Raw genomic sequence first — 18,291 nt, forward strand, 5'->3', positions numbered from 1 at the left:
CTGATTTAAAACATTTCTTTTAAAAGAGACTTTACTTCATTGAGCATCATACCAGTAGCACCCCAAACAACTTGATTATTCAAATAAAAGGCTGGTACGCTTACATTTTTAGCATACGAAGTAGAGAGTGTTTGTTCTATTAAATTTTTATCATTTAAAAAATCTTGAAGAGTAACTTCTAAAATTTCTTCTACTTCACTTTCTTGTTTTACAAATTTGGGAGTTTGGTTTGCTATACCTAAAAATGGATGTACCCAAAAATTAGAAGGTGGGATATAAATTTTAGTCAATTTTTTTACTACTTGTATTTCTGTGGGCTTTACTCCTACTTCTTCAAAAGTTTCTCGTAAAGCTGTTTCTTCCATATTTTTATCTTCTGGCTCTGCTCTTCCGCCGGGAAAACCAATTTGTGCAGAATGTACCCCTTTATACGTTTTTCTTAAAATAAGCACTAAGCAAGTTTCGTGGTTTTTATTAGGGTAAAATAATGCCATTACTCCGGCTCTTTTAGGGTTTTTGGGAGATTTAGATAATTTTGCTAATTCTTCTTTTCTAAAATCTGGAGACATTTCTAAATGTGCTTTTTCTCCTATCACCTTAAAATTTTCTATTTTTGAAATTGAATTTTTAAATTCTGAAAATGTCATATTTACAAAAATTATTCTGTTTGACTATTATTTTGTCTGCCACTCTTTTTATTAGTTGTGAAGATACTAAAACCCAGAAAAACTCTAATAAATCTAAAAAAGAACTTGAAAGAGCTGCTCAAAAAGCAAAAGAAGATAGTATTTTAAACTCTGTAAAAATTTATGATGATGCATTAAAAACAAGTATAGATTTAAAAGCTATTGAAACGGTAAGTCAAGAAGAATTAATTCCGTTTCTTACTAAATATGGTATAAACAACCCTGAAAACAAAGTAGTTATTTATACAAGTTTTGGTAATATATATGTAACTCTTTTTAACGATACACCTTTACATAGAGCTAATTTTGTAAGACTAGCTAAAACAGGTTATTTTGGAACTACATTTTTTCACAGAGTTTTAGATAATTTTGTAATACAAGGTGGTAATAGTGACAATGTATCTACTCAAAAAGTAAGAGCAGCTATAGGTGATTATTTAATTCCGAGTGAATTTTCACCTAAACATCAGCACAACAGAGGTGCTTTTTCTGCTGCAAAATATAGCGAGCAAAATATAAGTAAAGCATCTTCTCCCTTTGAGTTTTTTATCGTGCAGGGTGAAAGAGGCGCTCACCACTTAGATAATGACCATACTGTTTTTGGTATAGTTACACAAGGAATGAGTGTGGTAGATAAAATAGCAAAAATAAAAACAGACGAAAGTGAATGGCCTCTTAAAAATGTAATTATTGATAGCGTTACTGTACAATAACTCTACTCGTCACTATTTATATAAACAGAAGGCAAACGTATATCAAAATAAACTGCTAAAGACCTAGTTATAATAACCACAGAGCCTGAAACTATAAAAATTAACTCTTGACTTAATTGAAAATATTGTAATAAAAAATAAGTACCGCCTCCTAAAATACAAGCGATAGCATAAATTTCTTTTGTTTTAAAAAGCAATGGTATTTCATTACATAAAATATCTCTTAAAACACCACCAAAGCAAGCTGTTATAGTACCAATAGCTATGCAAATAATAGGTGAAAACTCTGCAGATAAGCCTTTTTCTACCCCAATTACGGTGTAAAGCCCTATCCCTATAGTATCAAATAAAAATATAGATTTTCTAAGATGAACTAATTTTTTTCTAAAAATTATAGCAAATATAGTGGTAACAATAACTACGTGAACATAAATAAGATCTCGCATCCACTCTACCGGAGCATCTATTAATAAATCTCTTAAAGTACCACCACCTACAGAGGCTACAAAAGCAATAATTAAAATACCAAGGGGATCCATCTTCTTTTTCATAGAAGACAAAACTCCAGAAATAGAAAATGCTACAACTCCAAGTATATTTATAATTAAGAAAAAATCCATTTATTGCTGTGTGTAATAGTTATAGTCTACTATTACTTTCTCTAAAAAAAGTAAAGGTTTTTCTTTAAGGGTAATATCCATCATAGAGCTTGTTTTTTTGGCTAAAGAAACTATAATAGCATGATTATTTTCTTTTTTAGCTTTTTGAAATAGATTTTTAATGGTTTGCATCTCATTATCTGTAAAAATGGTTACCTGCGGATACTCTGGCTGATGATCTTCTGGTACATCTGTATTTACCGTATGGTGTAAAAATATTCTTTGCTTTTCTGATATTACAGTAGTTTTTGCTGCTATATCCCCCAAGCGTTGCCCTTTTCCGTTTAATAAATAAGTAACCATTGCAATAGCACCACTAGTCATAGATAATTCTATCATACCTAATAACCAACGAATTGCATAGTTAGAAAAAGAAGCTTTAGAGCCATCTAATTTAACCACTCTTATTTTTAATAATGCTTTACCTATAGATTGGCCATTCCAAAATGTTTCACATATTAATGAATATAAAAAAGGTGGTAAACCAATCACCAACATAAAAACCCATTGCTCTCTCAATCCTAAAGAAATAAAGCCTAAAACTATAGTGACTGAAATTATATAAGCAATGATTACTAAAATATCTACTAAATATGCCAAGATTCTATCCCCTAAATTGGCTATATTTTGATTGATGGAAACATTTTGAGCTGTTTCTATTTGAAAATTATCCATTTAATACGTTTCTTTGAAATTCAATCTTCAGAAATTATGCGTGAAGCTGCATTTGTAAAGCAAAATAAGGATAAATGGAATAAATTTGAAAGGGTTATTCAAAATAATATTCAAATTACTCCAGAAGAGCTCTCTGCACTCTACTTAGAAGTGACAGATCATTTAAGTTATGCGCAAACATTTTACCCTAATAGCAACACTCTTGCATATTTAAATAGTATATCATCTCAAGCACATCAAAAAATATATAAGAGTAAAAAAGAATCTAGAAATAGATTAATTACTTTTTTCACCAAAGAGTTTCCTTTAGAATTTTACAACTATCAAAAACAACTATTCATTGCATTTTTATCTTTTATGTTATTTGCTATAATGGGTTGGTATTCTGCTGCAACAGATCAAAGTTTTGTGAGATCAATACTAGGTGATGCTTATGTTAATATGACACTTGAAAACATAGAAAATAACGACCCAATGGGAGTTTACAAAGACATGGAAGAGATGAATATGTTTTTGGGCATTACTATTAATAACATTAAAGTAGGCTTATTTGCTTACGTATTGGGCATATTTTTTGGCATAGGTACTATTTACATCACCATGAATAATGCTATTATGATAGGTAGCTTTCAGTACTTTTTTTATGAAAAAGGTTTACTTTGGGAGTCTGTAAGAACTGTATGGATACATGGTACTATAGAAATATCTGTAATTATAATTGCTGCTTGTGCAGGATTGGTTCTTGCTAAAGGTATTTTATTTCCTGGTACTTATACTAGATTAGCTTCTTTTATAAACGGAGTAAAATCTGGCTTAAAAATAGTGATTAGTACCGTCCCATTTTTTATTATAGCAGGATTTTTAGAAGGATTTGTAACTAGACATACCGAAATGCCAGATTGGCTAGCTATTTTAATTATAAGTTTATCTTTGGCTCTAATATTATTCTATTACGTTATATACCCTATACATTTACATAAATCACAAATTAAAGATGCAAAAATTTATACCATTTAAAAAAGAACGAGACTTAGGAGATATCTTAACAGTTACATTCAATTTTGTAAGAGATAACTACAAAGTACTGTTTAAAGCTCTTGTTAAATATGCTGGCCCAGCATTTCTTCTTCAACTTTTTGCTCTGGGTTACTATACGTATGTGAGTGGAGGTCTAGGTTCAGATATTTTTACGCAATTATCATCATCTAATAATTTTGGGTTTAGCTTTGTGTTAAGTATGCTGTTTATGTTTATTGCTTCTATACTTTACCAAGCATTTATGTATGGTACTATACAGCATAGTATCAAATCTTACATTAAAAATAACGGAATAATTAACATAGACGAAGTTGGTCAAGGTATGAGTGAAGATTGGCTTTCATTTCTAGGTTTAGGTTTTGCTATTAGTTTCATGATTTTTGTAGGGGCTATTTTTTGCTTTTTTCCTGCAATTTATTTAGCTGTGCCTCTATCTCTTGTTTATAGTATAAAAACTTTTGACAGGCTTAGCTTTTCTGAAACTATTTCTCACAGTTTTAAACTTGTAAAAGACAATTGGTGGGTTACTTTTTTAACTTTAGTAGTAATGACTATTGTAGTATACATTATTAATATGGTTTTTCAAATACCTACCATAATTTATACTTTAGTTAAAACACTTAGTTCTGTTAGTGAAGGTTCTCTTACTGATCCTAGTTTTACTTTTGATTGGGTTTATTTATCTCTAAATATTTTAGGAAACGCAATATCAAATATTGTTTACAGTATTTTGGCGGTAACCGTTTGTTTTATTTATTTTAATTTAAATGAAAAACAAAACCATACAGGAGCTTACGAAGCTATAGATAATTTAGGGAAAGATCACTAAATGAAATTACTACACTATCCGCTCATCCTTATTTTTTTATTGTCAGTTTCTATAGTTACTGCACAAAAAGATACACTTGTACCTCAAGATTTTGAGTATGACCATACTCAAAATTTACAGCCAGTATCTTTTAATAAAAATGATATAGAAGATTTTAAAAGTGATACTGATTTTAATTATTCTGAAATTAATGAAAATGAAGGCTGGTGGTATAGGTTTAAAAGATGGGGTTACAATATTTGGGATAGCTTCTGGAAATGGCTTTGGGGAGACTATAAAGCCAATACATTACTTGCTTTCTTTATAAAAAATCTTCCCTACTTAATACTATTTTTAGTTATATGTTTTACGGTATATTTATTTATTAAAATTAACCCTGGTGGCAAAACACTAAAAAAACAAGATGCTGGGAAAGTTTTTTTATCTGAAGAAGAAAAAATTATTTATACAGAAGATATACAACAATTGGTACAAACTGCCTTACAAAACAAGCAATATAGGTTAGCTGTTAGGTACTCTTATTTACTAGTTTTAAAAAACTTAAAAGACAAAGAAATAATAGATTATCAATTTCAAAAAACTAATCATGATTATTTAGCTGAAATTTCATCAGCACAACTTAATCAGCATTTTCAAAAGGTTACTAAAGTTTATGATTTTGTATGGTATGGTGATTTTCCCATTTCTGAAAGTGAATATAAAATAGCTGAAAAAGAATTTACAGCATTTCAAAATCAACTCAACTAATGGAGAAAAGCTATAAAATTACATTAACTATTTTATTGGTTCTTCTAGCAGGCTTAGTCTTTTTAGAAGCCAATCAAAGAGAACCAATAAACTGGTTCAAAAGTTATTCTCAACGAGAAAAAATACCATATGGCACGTATGTATTTTACGAAAGTTTAAAAGAAAAGTTTGAAGTTAAAGATGTTAACATACCTCCCTTTGAGTTTTTAAAAGACTCAACTAAAAATGGAACCTATTTCTTTTTAAATTACAATGTTTCTTTAGATAAAGCAGAAGTTTCAAAACTATTAAAATGGGTAGCAAGAGGTAATACCGCTGTAATTTCTAGTAATTATATTAGTGCTTCTTTATTAGATACATTAAAATTAACAAATAAAGAAAAAATTAGTAAAAACAAAATTGTTAATATTCCTCTATATAATTTCACTAATCCAAGTCTGCAAAACGAAAATTTTTACGAGTTTAATCGTGATCAACCTCTTATATATTTTGACTCTTTAAACAATCACCAAAAAGTATTAGGAATTGGGAAAATAAAAGAAGACACAACCCCTCCAAAAGATAGTTTAGTCAATTTTGTAGAAAATAAGTATAAAAAAGGTAAATTTTTACTGCATACATCGCCACAAACATTTACTAACTTTTTTCTTCTAACAGATAATAATTATAAATATGCTGAAAAGTTTTTGGCATACTTAGATAGTGATGACCCTATTTATTGGGATAATCATTATAAAAGAGGTAAATCCATATTCACCTCTCCGCTATACATTATCTTAAATAATAAATATTTAAAATGGGCTTATTATTTTGTATTAATAGCAGCTATACTTTTTATACTTTTTGAAGGTAAAAGAAAACAAAAAAGCATAAAAGTAATAGAACCTCTAAAAAATCAAACTTATGATTATACCAGAACTATAGCAGGTATGTATCTAGATAGTAAAGATTATAGAGGTATTGCAAATAAAATGATAGATCATTTTATAATACTTATTAATAAAAAACTGAAAGTAGATATTTTAAAACAAAAAAATAAAGTTGAATTATTACAACAACAAACAGAAAATTCTACAGAAGAAATAGAAAAATTATTTTCTAAAATTAAAGAAATACAAATAAAAACTGCAGTCAAGAAAAAAGACTTAGAAGAGCTTAACCGCTTAATTATTCAATTTAAAAAGAATATTTAATGGACCATAATCAAGAGAAAGATCACCAAGAAGATCAAAAAAACCAACCTGTAGAGGCGGTTTCTAATTCAGAAAACAATCAAGATATTAATTTTAGTAATCGTATACCTTTAGACGAATTAAGAACAGCGGTACAAAATTTAAAAGACCAATTAAGTAAAGTAATTATTGGCCAAAAAGATTTTGTAGAGTTATTAATAGTAGGTTTATTGGCAGATGGGCACGTACTTATAGAAGGGGTACCTGGTATTGCTAAAACAGTAACCGCTAAATTATTTGCAAAATCTATTAAAACAAATTTTAGCAGAATACAATTCACACCAGATTTAATGCCTAGTGATGTGTTGGGTACTTCTATTTTAAATGCAAACTCTTCTGAGTTTGAATTTAAACCCGGACCTATCTTCTCTAATATTGTATTAATTGATGAGATTAATAGAGCTCCTGCAAAAACACAAGCGGCACTTTTTGAGGTTATGGAAGAGCGTCAAGTTACTATAGATGGTAAAGAATATAAAATGGAACCTCCTTTCATGGTTTTAGCTACACAAAACCCAGTAGAACAAGAAGGTACTTATGCATTACCAGAAGCTCAATTAGATAGATTTATCTTTAAAATAAAAGTAGATTACCCTTCTTTAGAGGAAGAGGTTTTAATTTTACAATCTCACCACGAGCGTAAATCTAAAAAACCTATAGACATTATTGAAGCGGTAATTACTCCAGAACTACTTAACAAGTATAGAAGCCAATTACGTGACATTATTATAGAAGAAAAAATAATTAATTACATAGCTCAATTAGTTACCAAAACCAGAAATCACCCACATTTATTTTTAGGTGGTTCTCCAAGAGCTTCTATTTCTATTATGAATGCTTCAAAAGCATTTGCTGCAATTAATGGTAGAGATTTTGTCACTCCAGAAGACGTAAAAAAATCTTTAAATCCGGTGTTAGGCCACCGTATCATTTTAACTCCAGACAAAGAAATGGAAGGAATGACTACAGAAAATGTGATAGAAATGATTGTAAAATCTATTGAAATACCTAGATAAGTGTGATTAAACTTATTAAGTCTTTATACTTTAACGAGCGTTTTTTTTATAGCCTCTTTGGGATTGCAATTTTATTCTTGCTTTCTTATTGGGTAAAACCTATTTATCCATATGTATGGTTATTAGTACTAATTTTTATTATTACCGTTGGTATAGAAATTATTGCGCTATATAAACACACAGGCTTAAAAGCAAAGAGAGTTTTAGCCGATAAATTTTCTAATAGTGATGAAAATGAAATCAATATTTATTTAACTAATAACTACAATTTTTCTGCAGAAATTGAAGTTATTGATGAGATACCTATTCAGTTTCAAAAAAGAGATTTTTTAAGAAAAATTTCTATTGCTGCTAAAGAAGAAACTAAATTCACTTATTTATTAAAGCCAGTAGAACGTGGTGTTTACAACTTTGGTAGTTTAAATTGTTATATAAAATTTGGTTTAAAACTTACCAAGAGAAGATATAAGTTTGATACCAACCAAACGGTAAAAGTTTATCCGTCATTTATACAAATGAAAAAGTATGACTTTTTAGCAATGGATAGAAGAGTGACTATGAACGGACTTAAAAAAGTACGTAAAATTGGTCATACTATGGAGTTTGAACAAATAAGAGAATATGTTTTAGGAGACGATGTTAGAACCATTAATTGGAAAGCTACAGCCAAAAACAGAGATTTAATGGTAAATCAATACCAAGATGAAAAATCTCAACCAATTTATTCTATTATTGATACAAGCCGTGTCATGAAAATGCCTTTTGAAGGACTTAAATTATTAGATTATGCCATAAATAGTAGCTTAGCCTTCTCTAACATTGCTCTTAAAAAAAATGATAAAGTTGGTTTACTTACTTTTTCTAATAAAATACAAAACTACGTAACCGCTTCAAGCAAAAAGACTCATCTTCAATTAATATTAGAGTCTCTTTATCAAGTAAACACCGAGTTTTTAGATAGTGATTTTGGTACATTGTACAGCTACGCTAAAAGAAAAATTACGCAAAGAAGTATGCTCATGCTATACACTAACTTTGAGCACATTTCATCTTTAAAAAGACAATTACCTTATTTAAAAGCACTAAACAAAAAACACTTACTAGTAGTAATCTTCTTTCAAAATACAGAATTAGAAGAGTTAATAGAAAAAGAAGCAACCAACATCTTTGAAATTACAGAACAAACGGTGGCAACAGAATTTAAAAATGATAAAAAAATTATGGTGAATGAGTTGCAACGTAATGGTATTCAAACCGTTTTAACCGCTCCAGAAAATCTTACTATTAACACAATTAATAAATATTTAGAAGTAAAATCTAGAGGACTATTATAAAAATTACATTTCATCTTATCAAAATTACAGTTGAGTAGTAAAAATTATAGCGCTACCTTTTATAGTGGTTTATTTACAGTATTAAAATTAACCACTAAAATAATTAAAGATGAAAACAGTATTAATTTGTGTAATGCTTGCACTAGGTAAAATAGTAATTGCTCAAGAAACAGCAACAATTACTATAGAAGTTGAAAACATTTCTAACGATAACGGACATTTAATTGTGGGAATGTATACAGAAGATAATTTTCTAAAATCTAAACCTGAGTACTCTCAACAAGTAAAAATTAAAGATGGTAAAGCTACTATTGTTTTTAATGATGTTCCGGTAGGTGAATATGGGGTATCTTCATTTCATGATGCTAACGATAATCAACAAATGGATTTTGAACCTACAGGAATGCCAAAAGAAGACTATGGCCTTTCAAACAACCCGATGCTTTATGGCCCACCAAATTGGAATGATGCAAAATTTCAACTACTAAAAGGTGAAAACAAAATCACAATTAGATATTAAAAAAACAAACGGTTAGACATAAAAGTTTAACCGTTTGTTTTTTAGAAAACTTTAATAGATTATTTTGATAGTAAGAGTATATTTGCATACTAAATACAAATAGTATGACAATCACTCAACTACATTATGTACTTGCGGTAGCAGAATACCAAAATTTTACCAAAGCTGCACAAAAAGTATTTGTCACTCAACCTACATTAAGTATGCAAATACAAAAGCTGGAAGATGAGTTAGAAATACAAATTTTTGATAGAAGTAAAAAACCTATTGAATTAACAGAAGTTGGTAAAAAAATAGTATACCAAGCAAAAAATATTGTAAACGAAAGTGACCGTATAAAAGACATAGTAGACCAACAAAAAGGCTTTATTGGTGGTGAGTTTAGGTTAGGGATCATACCAACCGTTATGCCTACCCTACTACCTATGTTTTTAACCAATTTTATAAAAAAATACCCAAAAGTTAAACTCAAAATTGAAGAGCTACACACAGAAGCTATTATAGAAAAGTTACAAGAAGGTCACTTAGATGCTGCTATAGCTGCAACACCGTTAGAATTTGAAAATATTAAAGAAAGAGTTCTTTATTATGAACCTTTTGTTGCTTACACCCCGCCAGGACATAGATTAGCTAAAGAAGATAAAATTAAAGCAGAAGAATTAGAAGTAGATGATATACTTTTATTAGAAGATGGGCATTGCTTTAAAGAAGGTATACTTAATATTTGTAAGGCAGATAAAAACGTAGAATCTTCATCTTTTCAATTAGAAAGCGGAAGCTTTGAAACTTTAATAAAACTATCTAACGAAGGTTTAGGGATGACTCTTTTACCTTACTTACATACGCTAGATATTAACGAAAGAGAAGCTAAAAATTTAAGAATGTTTGAAGAGCCTTCACCAGCTAGAGAAGTTAGTTTAATTTACCATAAAAGTGAATTAAAGATGCAAATTATACAAGCTCTACAAGATATAATTGCTGGAGTAGTTAGAGGTGCAATTGCTTTTCAGAATGTGAAAATTATAAGTCCTATACACAAATAGGTAACTATTGTATACTAAAAAGCCGCTGAAAAGCGGCTTTTTTTATTTTAAATAGATTAGACTTGGTGTAAGGTTTGGATTTTGCTTAGATAAAAAGACAATAAAGTTTTTTAACTCCTCAAGTTCATAAGGTAGTAAGTGATTTGCTGCTTTTTGTACTTCTTTACAAAACAATGCAACATCAAAACTTACTTTGGTTAAAATTTCTTTAGTGTATTCAAACATTGCTCGTGCCATAAGTTTAAATAGTTTAAAGTTAGTTTAAGTAAAGTTTGGCTATAAGCTTTTATTTTTAGGTTGGTCTAATTTAGAAAAAAAATAAATAATTTGCAATTATATTTTAATAATTTATCAAATTCGTAATTTACTAACATTTAGGCAACACAATATTAAACTATCAACAATAAGATCACCTCTTTTTTACGGTCCATTTAAAATTAAACTCTGCAACCGTAATATCATCTTTATTTTTTCCTATAGATTTCATCCAGCAAGTTTGCCCTTCTCCTGTTTCTATGGTTGTAGCTATTGCTTTTTTAATATTATCTCCATCAGTACAAGTAAATGTAATCTTACCTGTGGCTTTTTTAGAAAAACTAGCATTATTTTCTGCCACTAACATAGAAATTTTCTCTCCAGAAATTTTTATTTGATTCATTACTAATGCTCCTGTACTTAACTCTGCCGCCATAGCTTGAACTGCAAAATACATAGAGTTAAATGGATTTTGATTAATCCAACGATGCTTTACTTTTACTACTGCTTTTTCTTCAGATATTTCTTTAAGTCTCACTCCGCATAACCAAGCAGAAGGTAATTTCATCATTGTAAAAAGATTCACTTTTTTAGGAGTAAGCTTCATTGTCTATTTATTTTAAAAATCTTTTTAAAGTTATCATTTTTATTCAAAACGTGCTAAAAACCTTATTAACAAAAGGGTAAATAGATTTCAATAATGATAACCTATAATATTTAATTTAAAATAAAATGTTAAATTTTAGTACTTTGTATTGCATAATACCTTTCAATAGATATATATTTGCATAAGAAATTAGTGTACTATGCAATCTATCAATCAAAAAACAATCGGAGCAATTGCTCATTTAGCTGCCTTTAGTAAATATTTTATCCCTTTTGGCAATTTTATTATTCCAACTTGTATTTGGGTAATACATAAAGAAAAGCCATATGTAAGTGCTAATGCAAAAAGAAGTATCAATTTTCAAATCTCTTTATTTCTATATGCTAGTATTTTAATATGTATTGCTATTACTGGTTTAGTTATTATGGGGTTACAATTAGGGAATCTAGAAGATTTATTCTACAGTACAGATAGCAGTTTTAAAATTAGCAGTCATTCTACACATTTAAATACCCCTACTACTCTATTAGCATGTATAATTATCACACTAGGTATATTCTTATTTTTTTTAGAAATATATGGGGCAATTAAAGCGGCAATACAAGCAAGAGAAGGTAAAATATATAAATATCCTTTTACTATAAATTTCATAAAATTAAATAAGGAAGAATTAAAAGACTTAACTGAAGAAAATACACAACCAACTATATAAAACCAAACTTATGAATATTGTATTATCATTTTTAGTGGCTTTAATTTTTTCTCAAACCTCTCAAAATTCAATTATAAAAACTAAAGAAACACCTAAAAATAAAAATGTAGAAATGTCTCATCAGCATATAAAATCTACCAAAACAACACTAAGCTTTTGTAGGACTAATCAACCTCAAATAAACTGTGATTAATTATTACCAAATCTAAATTTATTCATCAAAAAAAATTAAAAAATGAACAGTTTAACGCAAATAAAAAAAATGCCTTATGAAAATTGAAAATACCAAAGCGCAAATGCGTAAAGGCGTTTTAGAGTATTGTATTCTATCTATTCTAGATGAAAATGACGCTTACGTTGCAGAAATACTAGATACACTTAAAGGTGCAAAACTATTAGTAGTAGAAGGTACCATTTACCCTTTATTAACCCGATTAAAAAATGCTGGTCTTCTTAGTTACCGTTGGGAAGAATCTACTAGCGGACCACCTAGAAAGTATTACGGACTTACAGATACTGGAAAATTATTTCTAGTAGAACTAACCGATACCTGGAATAATTTACAAAATGCAGTTTCTATTGTAACTAAAGCAAAAAATCAATCAAATGAATAAGACAGTTAATATAAATCTAGCCGGCATATTTTTTCATATAGATGAAGATGCTTTTTTTAAGTTGAAAAATTACTTAGATGCCATCAAACAATCATTTACAGATTCTCAAGGAAGAGAAGAAATAATTCAAGATATTGAAGCTCGTATTGCTGAAATTTTTGATGAAAAACGACAAACAGAGAAACAAGTTATTAGTAATAAAGAGGTTGATGCCGTAATAGAAATTATGGGGCAACCAGAAGATTATCAAGTAGACAGTGATATTTTTGAAGATGAAGAAACCTCACAATCATTTTATACTTCTAATCAACAAAAAAACTCTAAAACAGAATATAAAAACAAAAAATTATATAGAGATACAGACAATTCATATATCTCGGGGGTTTGTTCTGGTTTAGGTCACTATTTTAATATTGACCCAGTTTGGATAAGAGTATTATTTGTTTTATTAACTATTGTTACTACCGCATTCTTTATAGTGATTTACATCATCTTTTGGATTGTTATGCCAGAAGCAGTTACTACTACAGAAAAATTAGAAATGCGTGGAGAACCCATCAATATAAGTAATATTGAACGTAAAGTAAAAGAAGGGTTTGACTCTGTTGCAGATAAAATGAAAGATGTAGATTATCAAAAATATGGTCAAAAAGTAAATAACGGTGCTACCAATTTCTTTAAACATGTAAGCAATGCTATTATTAGTATAATTAAAATTTTTATAAAACTTATTGGTATTTTAATACTATTGGTTGCTGGTTCTGCATTAATAGGTCTTTTATTTAGCTTATTAAGCGTGGGGACATTTGGTTTATTTGATGCTCCGTGGATGGATTATGTAGAATTAGCCAATATAGGCATCCCTCTTTGGCTTGGTGCATTGTTAATTTTCTTTGTAGCAGGTATTCCTATATTTTTCTTATTTGTTTTAGGGTTAAAAATTTTAATAAGTAATGTAAAATCTATAAGTAATCCTGTAAAATTAGCCCTATTAGGTTTATGGTTAATCTCTGTATTTGTAATCTCTTTTTTAGGAATAAGACAAGCTACAGAACGTGCTTTTGAAGGTGAAGTAGTTGAAGTTAAAACTTTACCTATATCTGCAAAAAATACTGTTTTTTTAGCTATGCAAGCAAATAATTTTTACGGGAGTGATTTACACAGAAACAATGACTTAGAAATTAAATTAAATGAGAATTCTGAAAAAATTATATATTCTAGAGATATAAAACTTATCGTGAAGTCTACAAGAGACAGTGTTGCTAAAATTAAAGTTACCAAACAAGCAGAAGGCAAAAGTTATGAGGTTGCAAGAAGACGTGCATCTGAAATAAATTATAACACCATTTTTAACAACCATACCCTAACTTTAGATGGTTACTTTACCACTTCAACAGAAAATATGTTTAGTGACCAAAAAGTTACAGTAACACTATACCTACCAATTGGCACTACTTTATTAGCAGATGAAAATACTAGATCGTACCATTTAACTTACAACGATAATGGAGACCTTTTATTAAAAGGTCAAGAGGGACATTTACTTACTATTGGCAATCAAGAAATAATATGCAAAACCTGCCCTACTAGCAAAGAAAACAATAAACTTGATAATGATGAAAGATCTAAAAATTATTCAACTAATGGAGATGAGTGGTATCAAGAAGAAGAAAAAGATTCTTTAAACAACTTACCAAAATTAAATACTATAGAAGATCAAATTATTAAAACACAAGTAGAAATTATAAACCAAACTTCTAACAAATAATAAATATGAAATCTAAACTACCTAAACTAATTATGCTAGTGGTTTTTACATCACTACTATTTGCTTGCAATGTAGATTTTGTAGGTATAAAAGGAAAAGGAGAAATTATAACTAAAGATATAACTTTAGACCAGCATTTTTCAGAAATAAAAACAGAGAGTGGTTGGCGTGTAAAATTAGTTAAAAGTTCAGAAAATAAAATTACTATTAGAGCTCACGAAAACTTAATAGAGCAATTAGATAATAAAATAGATGACAATAGATTAACCATAGGGAGTAAAAACAATATACAGTCTGGTACTAGAGAAATTACACTTTATTATACAGAAGATTTACAACTAATTAAATCTAGTAGTGGTTCTACTATTTCTTCAGAAGATATTTTTAATCAGAAAGAAATTAAAATAGAAGCATCTAGCGGTTCTCTGGTTAAGTTAAATTTAAAAGTAAAACAAGCAACGGTAGATGTTTCTAGTGGAGCAAATATTAAACTTAAAGGTACTTCTATTTATTTTGAAGGAGAAGCTAGTAGCGGTTCTAGAATTTATGCGGAAAATTTAAAAACTAAAGAATGTAAAGTTAAAGCTAGTTCTGGTGCTGGTATTGATATATACAATGAAGATTATTTAGAGGCTAGTGTATCTTCTGGTGCTACTATAGATTATTATGGTAATCCAAAAAAAGTTTCTGCCAACGAGAGCAACTCTGGCGGAAGAATTAAGCATCAAGAAAATTAAAAACTAGTACAAATTGTAAGTATAAAAAAAGCCACTAAAAATTTAGTGGCTTTTTTGTATTCAAAAAATTATAAATTATAACTCTTTACAATTCTTTACTTTTTGATTAGTGATTGCGTGTTTAAGCACATCACTCATATCGGTTACATAATGAAAAGTAAGACCTTTTAAATAAGTTTCATTAATCTCTTCAATGTCTTTTTTGTTCTCTTCACAAAGAATTATTTCTTTAATCTTTGCTCGTTTTGCGGCAAGAATTTTTTCTTTAATTCCGCCTACAGGTAAAACCTTACCACGTAAAGTAATCTCACCAGTCATTGCTAAGTTTTTCTTTACTCTTTTTTGAGTAAATAATGACACTAAAGAAGTTAACATAGTAATACCTGCACTTGGTCCATCTTTAGGCGTTGCCCCTTCTGGCACGTGAATATGAACATTATATTTCTCTATAAGTTCTGCTTTAATACCAAACTCCTCTGCATTTGCTTTAATATACTCCATAGCAATGGTAGCAGACTCTTTCATTACTTTACCTAAATTTCCAGTAATAGTCAAATTACCTTTTCCTTTAGATAAAATAGATTCTATAAATAAAATGTCACCACCTACACTAGTCCAAGCTAAACCAGTAACTACACCCGCAACATCGTTATTTTCATATTTATTAGATTCTCTTGCAGGGCCTAGTATTTTAAAAATATCTTCATTAGAAATTTTTATATCATACTCTTCTTCCATTGCAATATTTTTAGCAACGTATCTTACAACTTTAGCCAACTGTTTATTCAAAGCTCTAACACCAGATTCACGTGTATAGCCTTCAATAATTTTTTCTAATTGTGCTTTACCTAACTTTATATCTTTAGGCTTAATCCCGTGTTCTGTAATTTGTTTAGGTAGTAAGTGTCTTTTTGCGATTTCTACTTTTTCTTCAATCGTATATCCAGTCATATTAATAATTTCCATACGATCTCTTAATGCAGGCTGAATCGTATTTAAACTATTAGAAGTAGCAATAAACATTACCTTAGATAAATCAAAACCTAATTCTAAAAAATTGTCGTGAAACTCACTATTTTGTTCAGGGTCTAAAACTTCTAATAATGCAGAAGAAGGATCACCTTGATGGCTGTTACTTAATTTATCTATCTCATCTAAAACAAAAACTGGATTACTGGTACCAGCTTTTTTTAAACTTTGAAGAATTCTACCAGGCATCGCTCCAATATAGGTTTTTCTATGACCTCTAATTTCTGCTTCATCACGTAAGCCACCCAAAGATATTCTTACATATTCTCTACCTAAAGATTCTGCAATAGATTTTCCTAAAGAAGTTTTACCAACTCCTGGAGGTCCATAAAGACATAAAATAGGTGATTTCATATCATTACGAAGCTTTAAAACTGCAAGATATTCTATAATTCTTCGTTTTACTTCTTCTAAACCATAATGATCACGATCTAAAATTTTCTGAGCTCTTTTTAAATCAAACTTATCTTTACTAAACTCATTCCAAGGTAAATCTAAAAACAGATCTAAATAATTTCTTTGAATAGAATACTCTGCAACCTGAGGATTCATACGTTGCATTTTAAACAATTCTTTTTCAAAGTGCTTCTTAACAGATTTACTCCATTTTTTATTTTTAGAACGCTTACGCATTTCTTCAATCTCGCCTTCATCAGAAACCCCACCCAATTCTTCTTGAATAGTTTTCATTTGCTGATGAAGAAAATACTCACGCTGTTGCTGGCTCATATCACTTTGAACCTTAGATTGAATATTATTTCGAAGTTCAAGTTTTTGAAACTCCGTATTCATAAATTTTAAAGTAGAAAGTGCTCTATCTCTCAAATCATTAGTAGCTAATAAACTTTGCTTTTCTTCCACTGTCAAATTCATATTAGAAGAAATAAAATTTATTAAGAAAGAATGACTTTCAATGTTTTTAATAGCAAAACTAGCCTCTGTAGGAATAGTAGGACTATCTTTTATAATCTGCAAAGACAAATCTTTAATAGACTCAATTATTGCAGTAAATTCTTCATTCTCAATAGCAGGCTTAACTTCTGGTACAGCTTTCACAGTAGCTTTAAAAAAAGGCTCTGTAGCTACCATCTCGTCAATTTCAAAACGCTTTTTTCCCTGAATAATTACAGTAGTATTACCATCAGGCATTTTTAAAACTCGTAAAATTCTAGCTACCACACCTAATTGATGCAAATCTTTAGCCTCAGGGTTTTCAATACTACTATCAATTTGAGCAACAACACCTATCGTTTTATCACCATTATTCGCTTCATTAATTAATTTAATAGAAGCATCTCTTCCTGCAGTAATTGGTATTACAACTCCTGGAAATAACACCGTATTTTTTAAAGGTAAAATTGGTAATACAGAAGGAAGCTCCTCCTTATTAATTTCCTCTTCATCCTCTGGGGTCATTAATGGTATTAACTCTGCATCTTCATCAATTCCTTGTAATGACAAATTGTCTATTTTAAAAAAATTAGATTTACTCATATATATATATTGGTCAATTTGACAGATTAAAGAGTCAAATTATAAATGATTAGTAATTAAATAAAACTAAATACTTATATTATTTAGCACCTATCAAAGAGTTCAATTCCTGTGCCAAACAAATTAATTTTTAAGATAGTAATGGCGTTCCCTTTGGGTCGGGCTAATCCACTATATCTTTTATTCTTTTTCACAAAAAAATAAAAGGATGCCGTTGCTATCCCTAACGCAATAGTAACACTATAAACAAAAAAAAGACCCTTCATTAAAAATGAAGGGTCTTAAAAGAAGGCGGCGACATACTCTCCCACAAAAAGCAGTACCATCTGCGCTAACGGGCTTAACTTCTCTGTTCGGAATGGGAAGAGGTGAGCCCCGTTGCTATAACCACCTTGGCTCTTGGTCTTGTTATTATACAAGAACTAATATCTTAACATACTATAACAATAATAAAGTATTCAAAAATTCTAACATAAGAAGAAAATCAATTAGGCAATCTTGCGCCCCTAGACAAGCTAGGGGCTGCATAAGCTATACGGGTTATTAGTACTACTTGGCTATGACATTACTGCCTTTACACCTA

20 protein-coding genes and 1 rRNA gene are annotated in these 18,291 nt (G+C 29.4%); 14 read left to right on the plus strand and 7 right to left on the minus strand.

Annotated features, from left to right (window positions below; translation table 11 throughout):
- Nucleotides 1–5: 5 nt before the first annotated feature.
- On the minus strand, nt 6–647 hold the full coding sequence (locus tag BUC03_RS04540; RefSeq protein ID WP_073148708.1) for an NUDIX hydrolase: 642 nt from the start codon (nt 645–647) through the stop codon (nt 6–8).
- Between BUC03_RS04540 and BUC03_RS04545 the strand changes: the two genes are divergently transcribed.
- On the plus strand, nt 641–1,399 hold the full coding sequence (locus BUC03_RS04545) for a peptidylprolyl isomerase (protein ID WP_073148710.1): 759 nt from the start codon (nt 641–643) through the stop codon (nt 1,397–1,399). The two genes, BUC03_RS04540 and BUC03_RS04545, sit on opposite strands and share 7 nt — an antisense overlap.
- Nucleotides 1,400–1,401: 2 nt before the next feature.
- Here BUC03_RS04545 and BUC03_RS04550 read toward each other — a convergent pair whose 3' ends face one another.
- Nucleotides 1,402–2,019, minus strand: a complete 618-nt coding sequence (locus tag BUC03_RS04550; protein WP_073148712.1) for a trimeric intracellular cation channel family protein — start codon at nt 2,017–2,019, stop codon at nt 1,402–1,404.
- Nucleotides 2,020–2,733, minus strand: coding sequence for an RDD family protein (locus tag BUC03_RS04555; protein WP_073148713.1), 714 nt, complete (start codon nt 2,731–2,733; stop codon nt 2,020–2,022).
- A 36-nt stretch (nt 2,734–2,769) separates the two neighbouring features.
- Between BUC03_RS04555 and BUC03_RS04560 the strand changes: the two genes are divergently transcribed.
- From BUC03_RS04560 to BUC03_RS04595, 8 genes are all read left to right on the plus strand, one after another.
- Nucleotides 2,770–3,750, plus strand: coding sequence for a stage II sporulation protein M (locus tag BUC03_RS04560; protein WP_073148763.1), 981 nt, complete (start codon nt 2,770–2,772; stop codon nt 3,748–3,750).
- Nucleotides 3,728–4,600: a hypothetical protein gene (locus BUC03_RS04565; protein ID WP_073148715.1), complete on the plus strand. Its 873-nt coding sequence runs from the start codon at nt 3,728–3,730 to the stop codon at nt 4,598–4,600. Before BUC03_RS04560 ends, BUC03_RS04565 begins: the two co-directional genes overlap by 23 nt.
- Nucleotides 4,601–5,347, plus strand: a complete 747-nt coding sequence (locus BUC03_RS04570; RefSeq protein ID WP_073148717.1) for a DUF4129 domain-containing protein — start codon at nt 4,601–4,603, stop codon at nt 5,345–5,347. It abuts the gene before it with no gap.
- Complete coding sequence (locus BUC03_RS04575; protein ID WP_073148719.1) at nt 5,347–6,540, plus strand: DUF4350 domain-containing protein; 1,194 nt, start codon at nt 5,347–5,349, stop codon at nt 6,538–6,540. The genes BUC03_RS04570 and BUC03_RS04575 overlap by 1 nt, the downstream gene beginning before the upstream one ends.
- Nucleotides 6,540–7,595 carry an AAA family ATPase gene (locus BUC03_RS04580; protein WP_084112790.1) on the plus strand — a complete coding sequence of 352 codons (1,056 nt, stop codon included), beginning with the start codon at nt 6,540–6,542 and terminating at the stop codon, nt 7,593–7,595. Before BUC03_RS04575 ends, BUC03_RS04580 begins: the two co-directional genes overlap by 1 nt.
- 2 nt (nt 7,596–7,597) lie before the next feature.
- Nucleotides 7,598–8,929: a DUF58 domain-containing protein gene (locus tag BUC03_RS04585; protein ID WP_073148721.1), complete on the plus strand. Its 1,332-nt coding sequence runs from the start codon at nt 7,598–7,600 to the stop codon at nt 8,927–8,929.
- Nucleotides 8,930–9,038: 109 nt separating this feature from the next.
- The gene (locus BUC03_RS04590) at nt 9,039–9,449 is read left to right on the plus strand and encodes a DUF2141 domain-containing protein (RefSeq protein ID WP_073148723.1); all 411 of its coding nucleotides are present in this window, start codon (nt 9,039–9,041) and stop codon (nt 9,447–9,449) included.
- A gap of 104 nt (nt 9,450–9,553) precedes the next feature.
- A complete protein-coding gene (locus BUC03_RS04595) occupies nt 9,554–10,492 on the plus strand; it encodes a hydrogen peroxide-inducible genes activator (RefSeq protein WP_073148725.1) in 939 nt (312 codons plus the stop codon).
- Nucleotides 10,493–10,534: 42 nt separating this feature from the next.
- On the opposite strand, the gene BUC03_RS04600 is transcribed toward BUC03_RS04595, so the two are convergent.
- Together BUC03_RS04600 and BUC03_RS04605 are read right to left on the minus strand one after the other, a co-directional pair.
- Complete coding sequence (locus BUC03_RS04600; protein WP_073148727.1) at nt 10,535–10,729, minus strand: hypothetical protein; 195 nt, start codon at nt 10,727–10,729, stop codon at nt 10,535–10,537.
- 172 nt (nt 10,730–10,901) lie between these two features.
- A complete protein-coding gene (locus BUC03_RS04605; protein ID WP_073148729.1) occupies nt 10,902–11,354 on the minus strand; it encodes a DUF4442 domain-containing protein in 453 nt (150 codons plus the stop codon).
- A 199-nt stretch (nt 11,355–11,553) separates the two neighbouring features.
- Here BUC03_RS04605 and BUC03_RS04610 point away from each other — a divergent pair, with 199 nt between their 5' ends.
- The 5 genes from BUC03_RS04610 (at nt 11,554) to BUC03_RS04625 (ending at nt 15,185) form a co-directional block, all read left to right on the plus strand.
- Complete coding sequence (locus BUC03_RS04610; RefSeq protein WP_073148731.1) at nt 11,554–12,066, plus strand: DUF4870 domain-containing protein; 513 nt, start codon at nt 11,554–11,556, stop codon at nt 12,064–12,066.
- 10 nt (nt 12,067–12,076) lie between these two features.
- On the plus strand, nt 12,077–12,259 hold the full coding sequence (locus BUC03_RS15095) for a hypothetical protein (protein ID WP_143159135.1): 183 nt from the start codon (nt 12,077–12,079) through the stop codon (nt 12,257–12,259).
- 76 nt (nt 12,260–12,335) lie between these two features.
- Nucleotides 12,336–12,680 carry a PadR family transcriptional regulator gene (locus BUC03_RS04615; RefSeq protein WP_073148733.1) on the plus strand — a complete coding sequence of 115 codons (345 nt, stop codon included), beginning with the start codon at nt 12,336–12,338 and terminating at the stop codon, nt 12,678–12,680.
- Entirely contained in the window at nt 12,673–14,448 is a 1,776-nt protein-coding gene (locus BUC03_RS04620) for a PspC domain-containing protein (RefSeq protein ID WP_073148736.1), read from the plus strand. Before BUC03_RS04615 ends, BUC03_RS04620 begins: the two co-directional genes overlap by 8 nt.
- Nucleotides 14,449–14,453: 5 nt before the next feature.
- The gene (locus BUC03_RS04625; RefSeq protein WP_073148738.1) at nt 14,454–15,185 is read left to right on the plus strand and encodes a head GIN domain-containing protein; all 732 of its coding nucleotides are present in this window, start codon (nt 14,454–14,456) and stop codon (nt 15,183–15,185) included.
- 75 nt (nt 15,186–15,260) lie between these two features.
- On the opposite strand, the gene lon is transcribed toward BUC03_RS04625, so the two are convergent.
- Both lon and rrf read right to left on the minus strand, forming a co-directional pair.
- A complete protein-coding gene (gene lon / locus BUC03_RS04630; protein WP_073148740.1) occupies nt 15,261–17,708 on the minus strand; it encodes an endopeptidase La in 2,448 nt (815 codons plus the stop codon).
- Nucleotides 17,709–17,994: 286 nt separating this feature from the next.
- Nucleotides 17,995–18,103 (minus strand): 5S ribosomal RNA (gene rrf / locus BUC03_RS04640).
- Nucleotides 18,104–18,291 lie beyond the last annotated feature (188 nt).

The sequence above is a fragment of the Mesonia phycicola genome, assembly GCF_900141885.1.
Classification (GTDB): Bacteria; Bacteroidota; Bacteroidia; order Flavobacteriales; family Flavobacteriaceae; genus Mesonia; species Mesonia phycicola.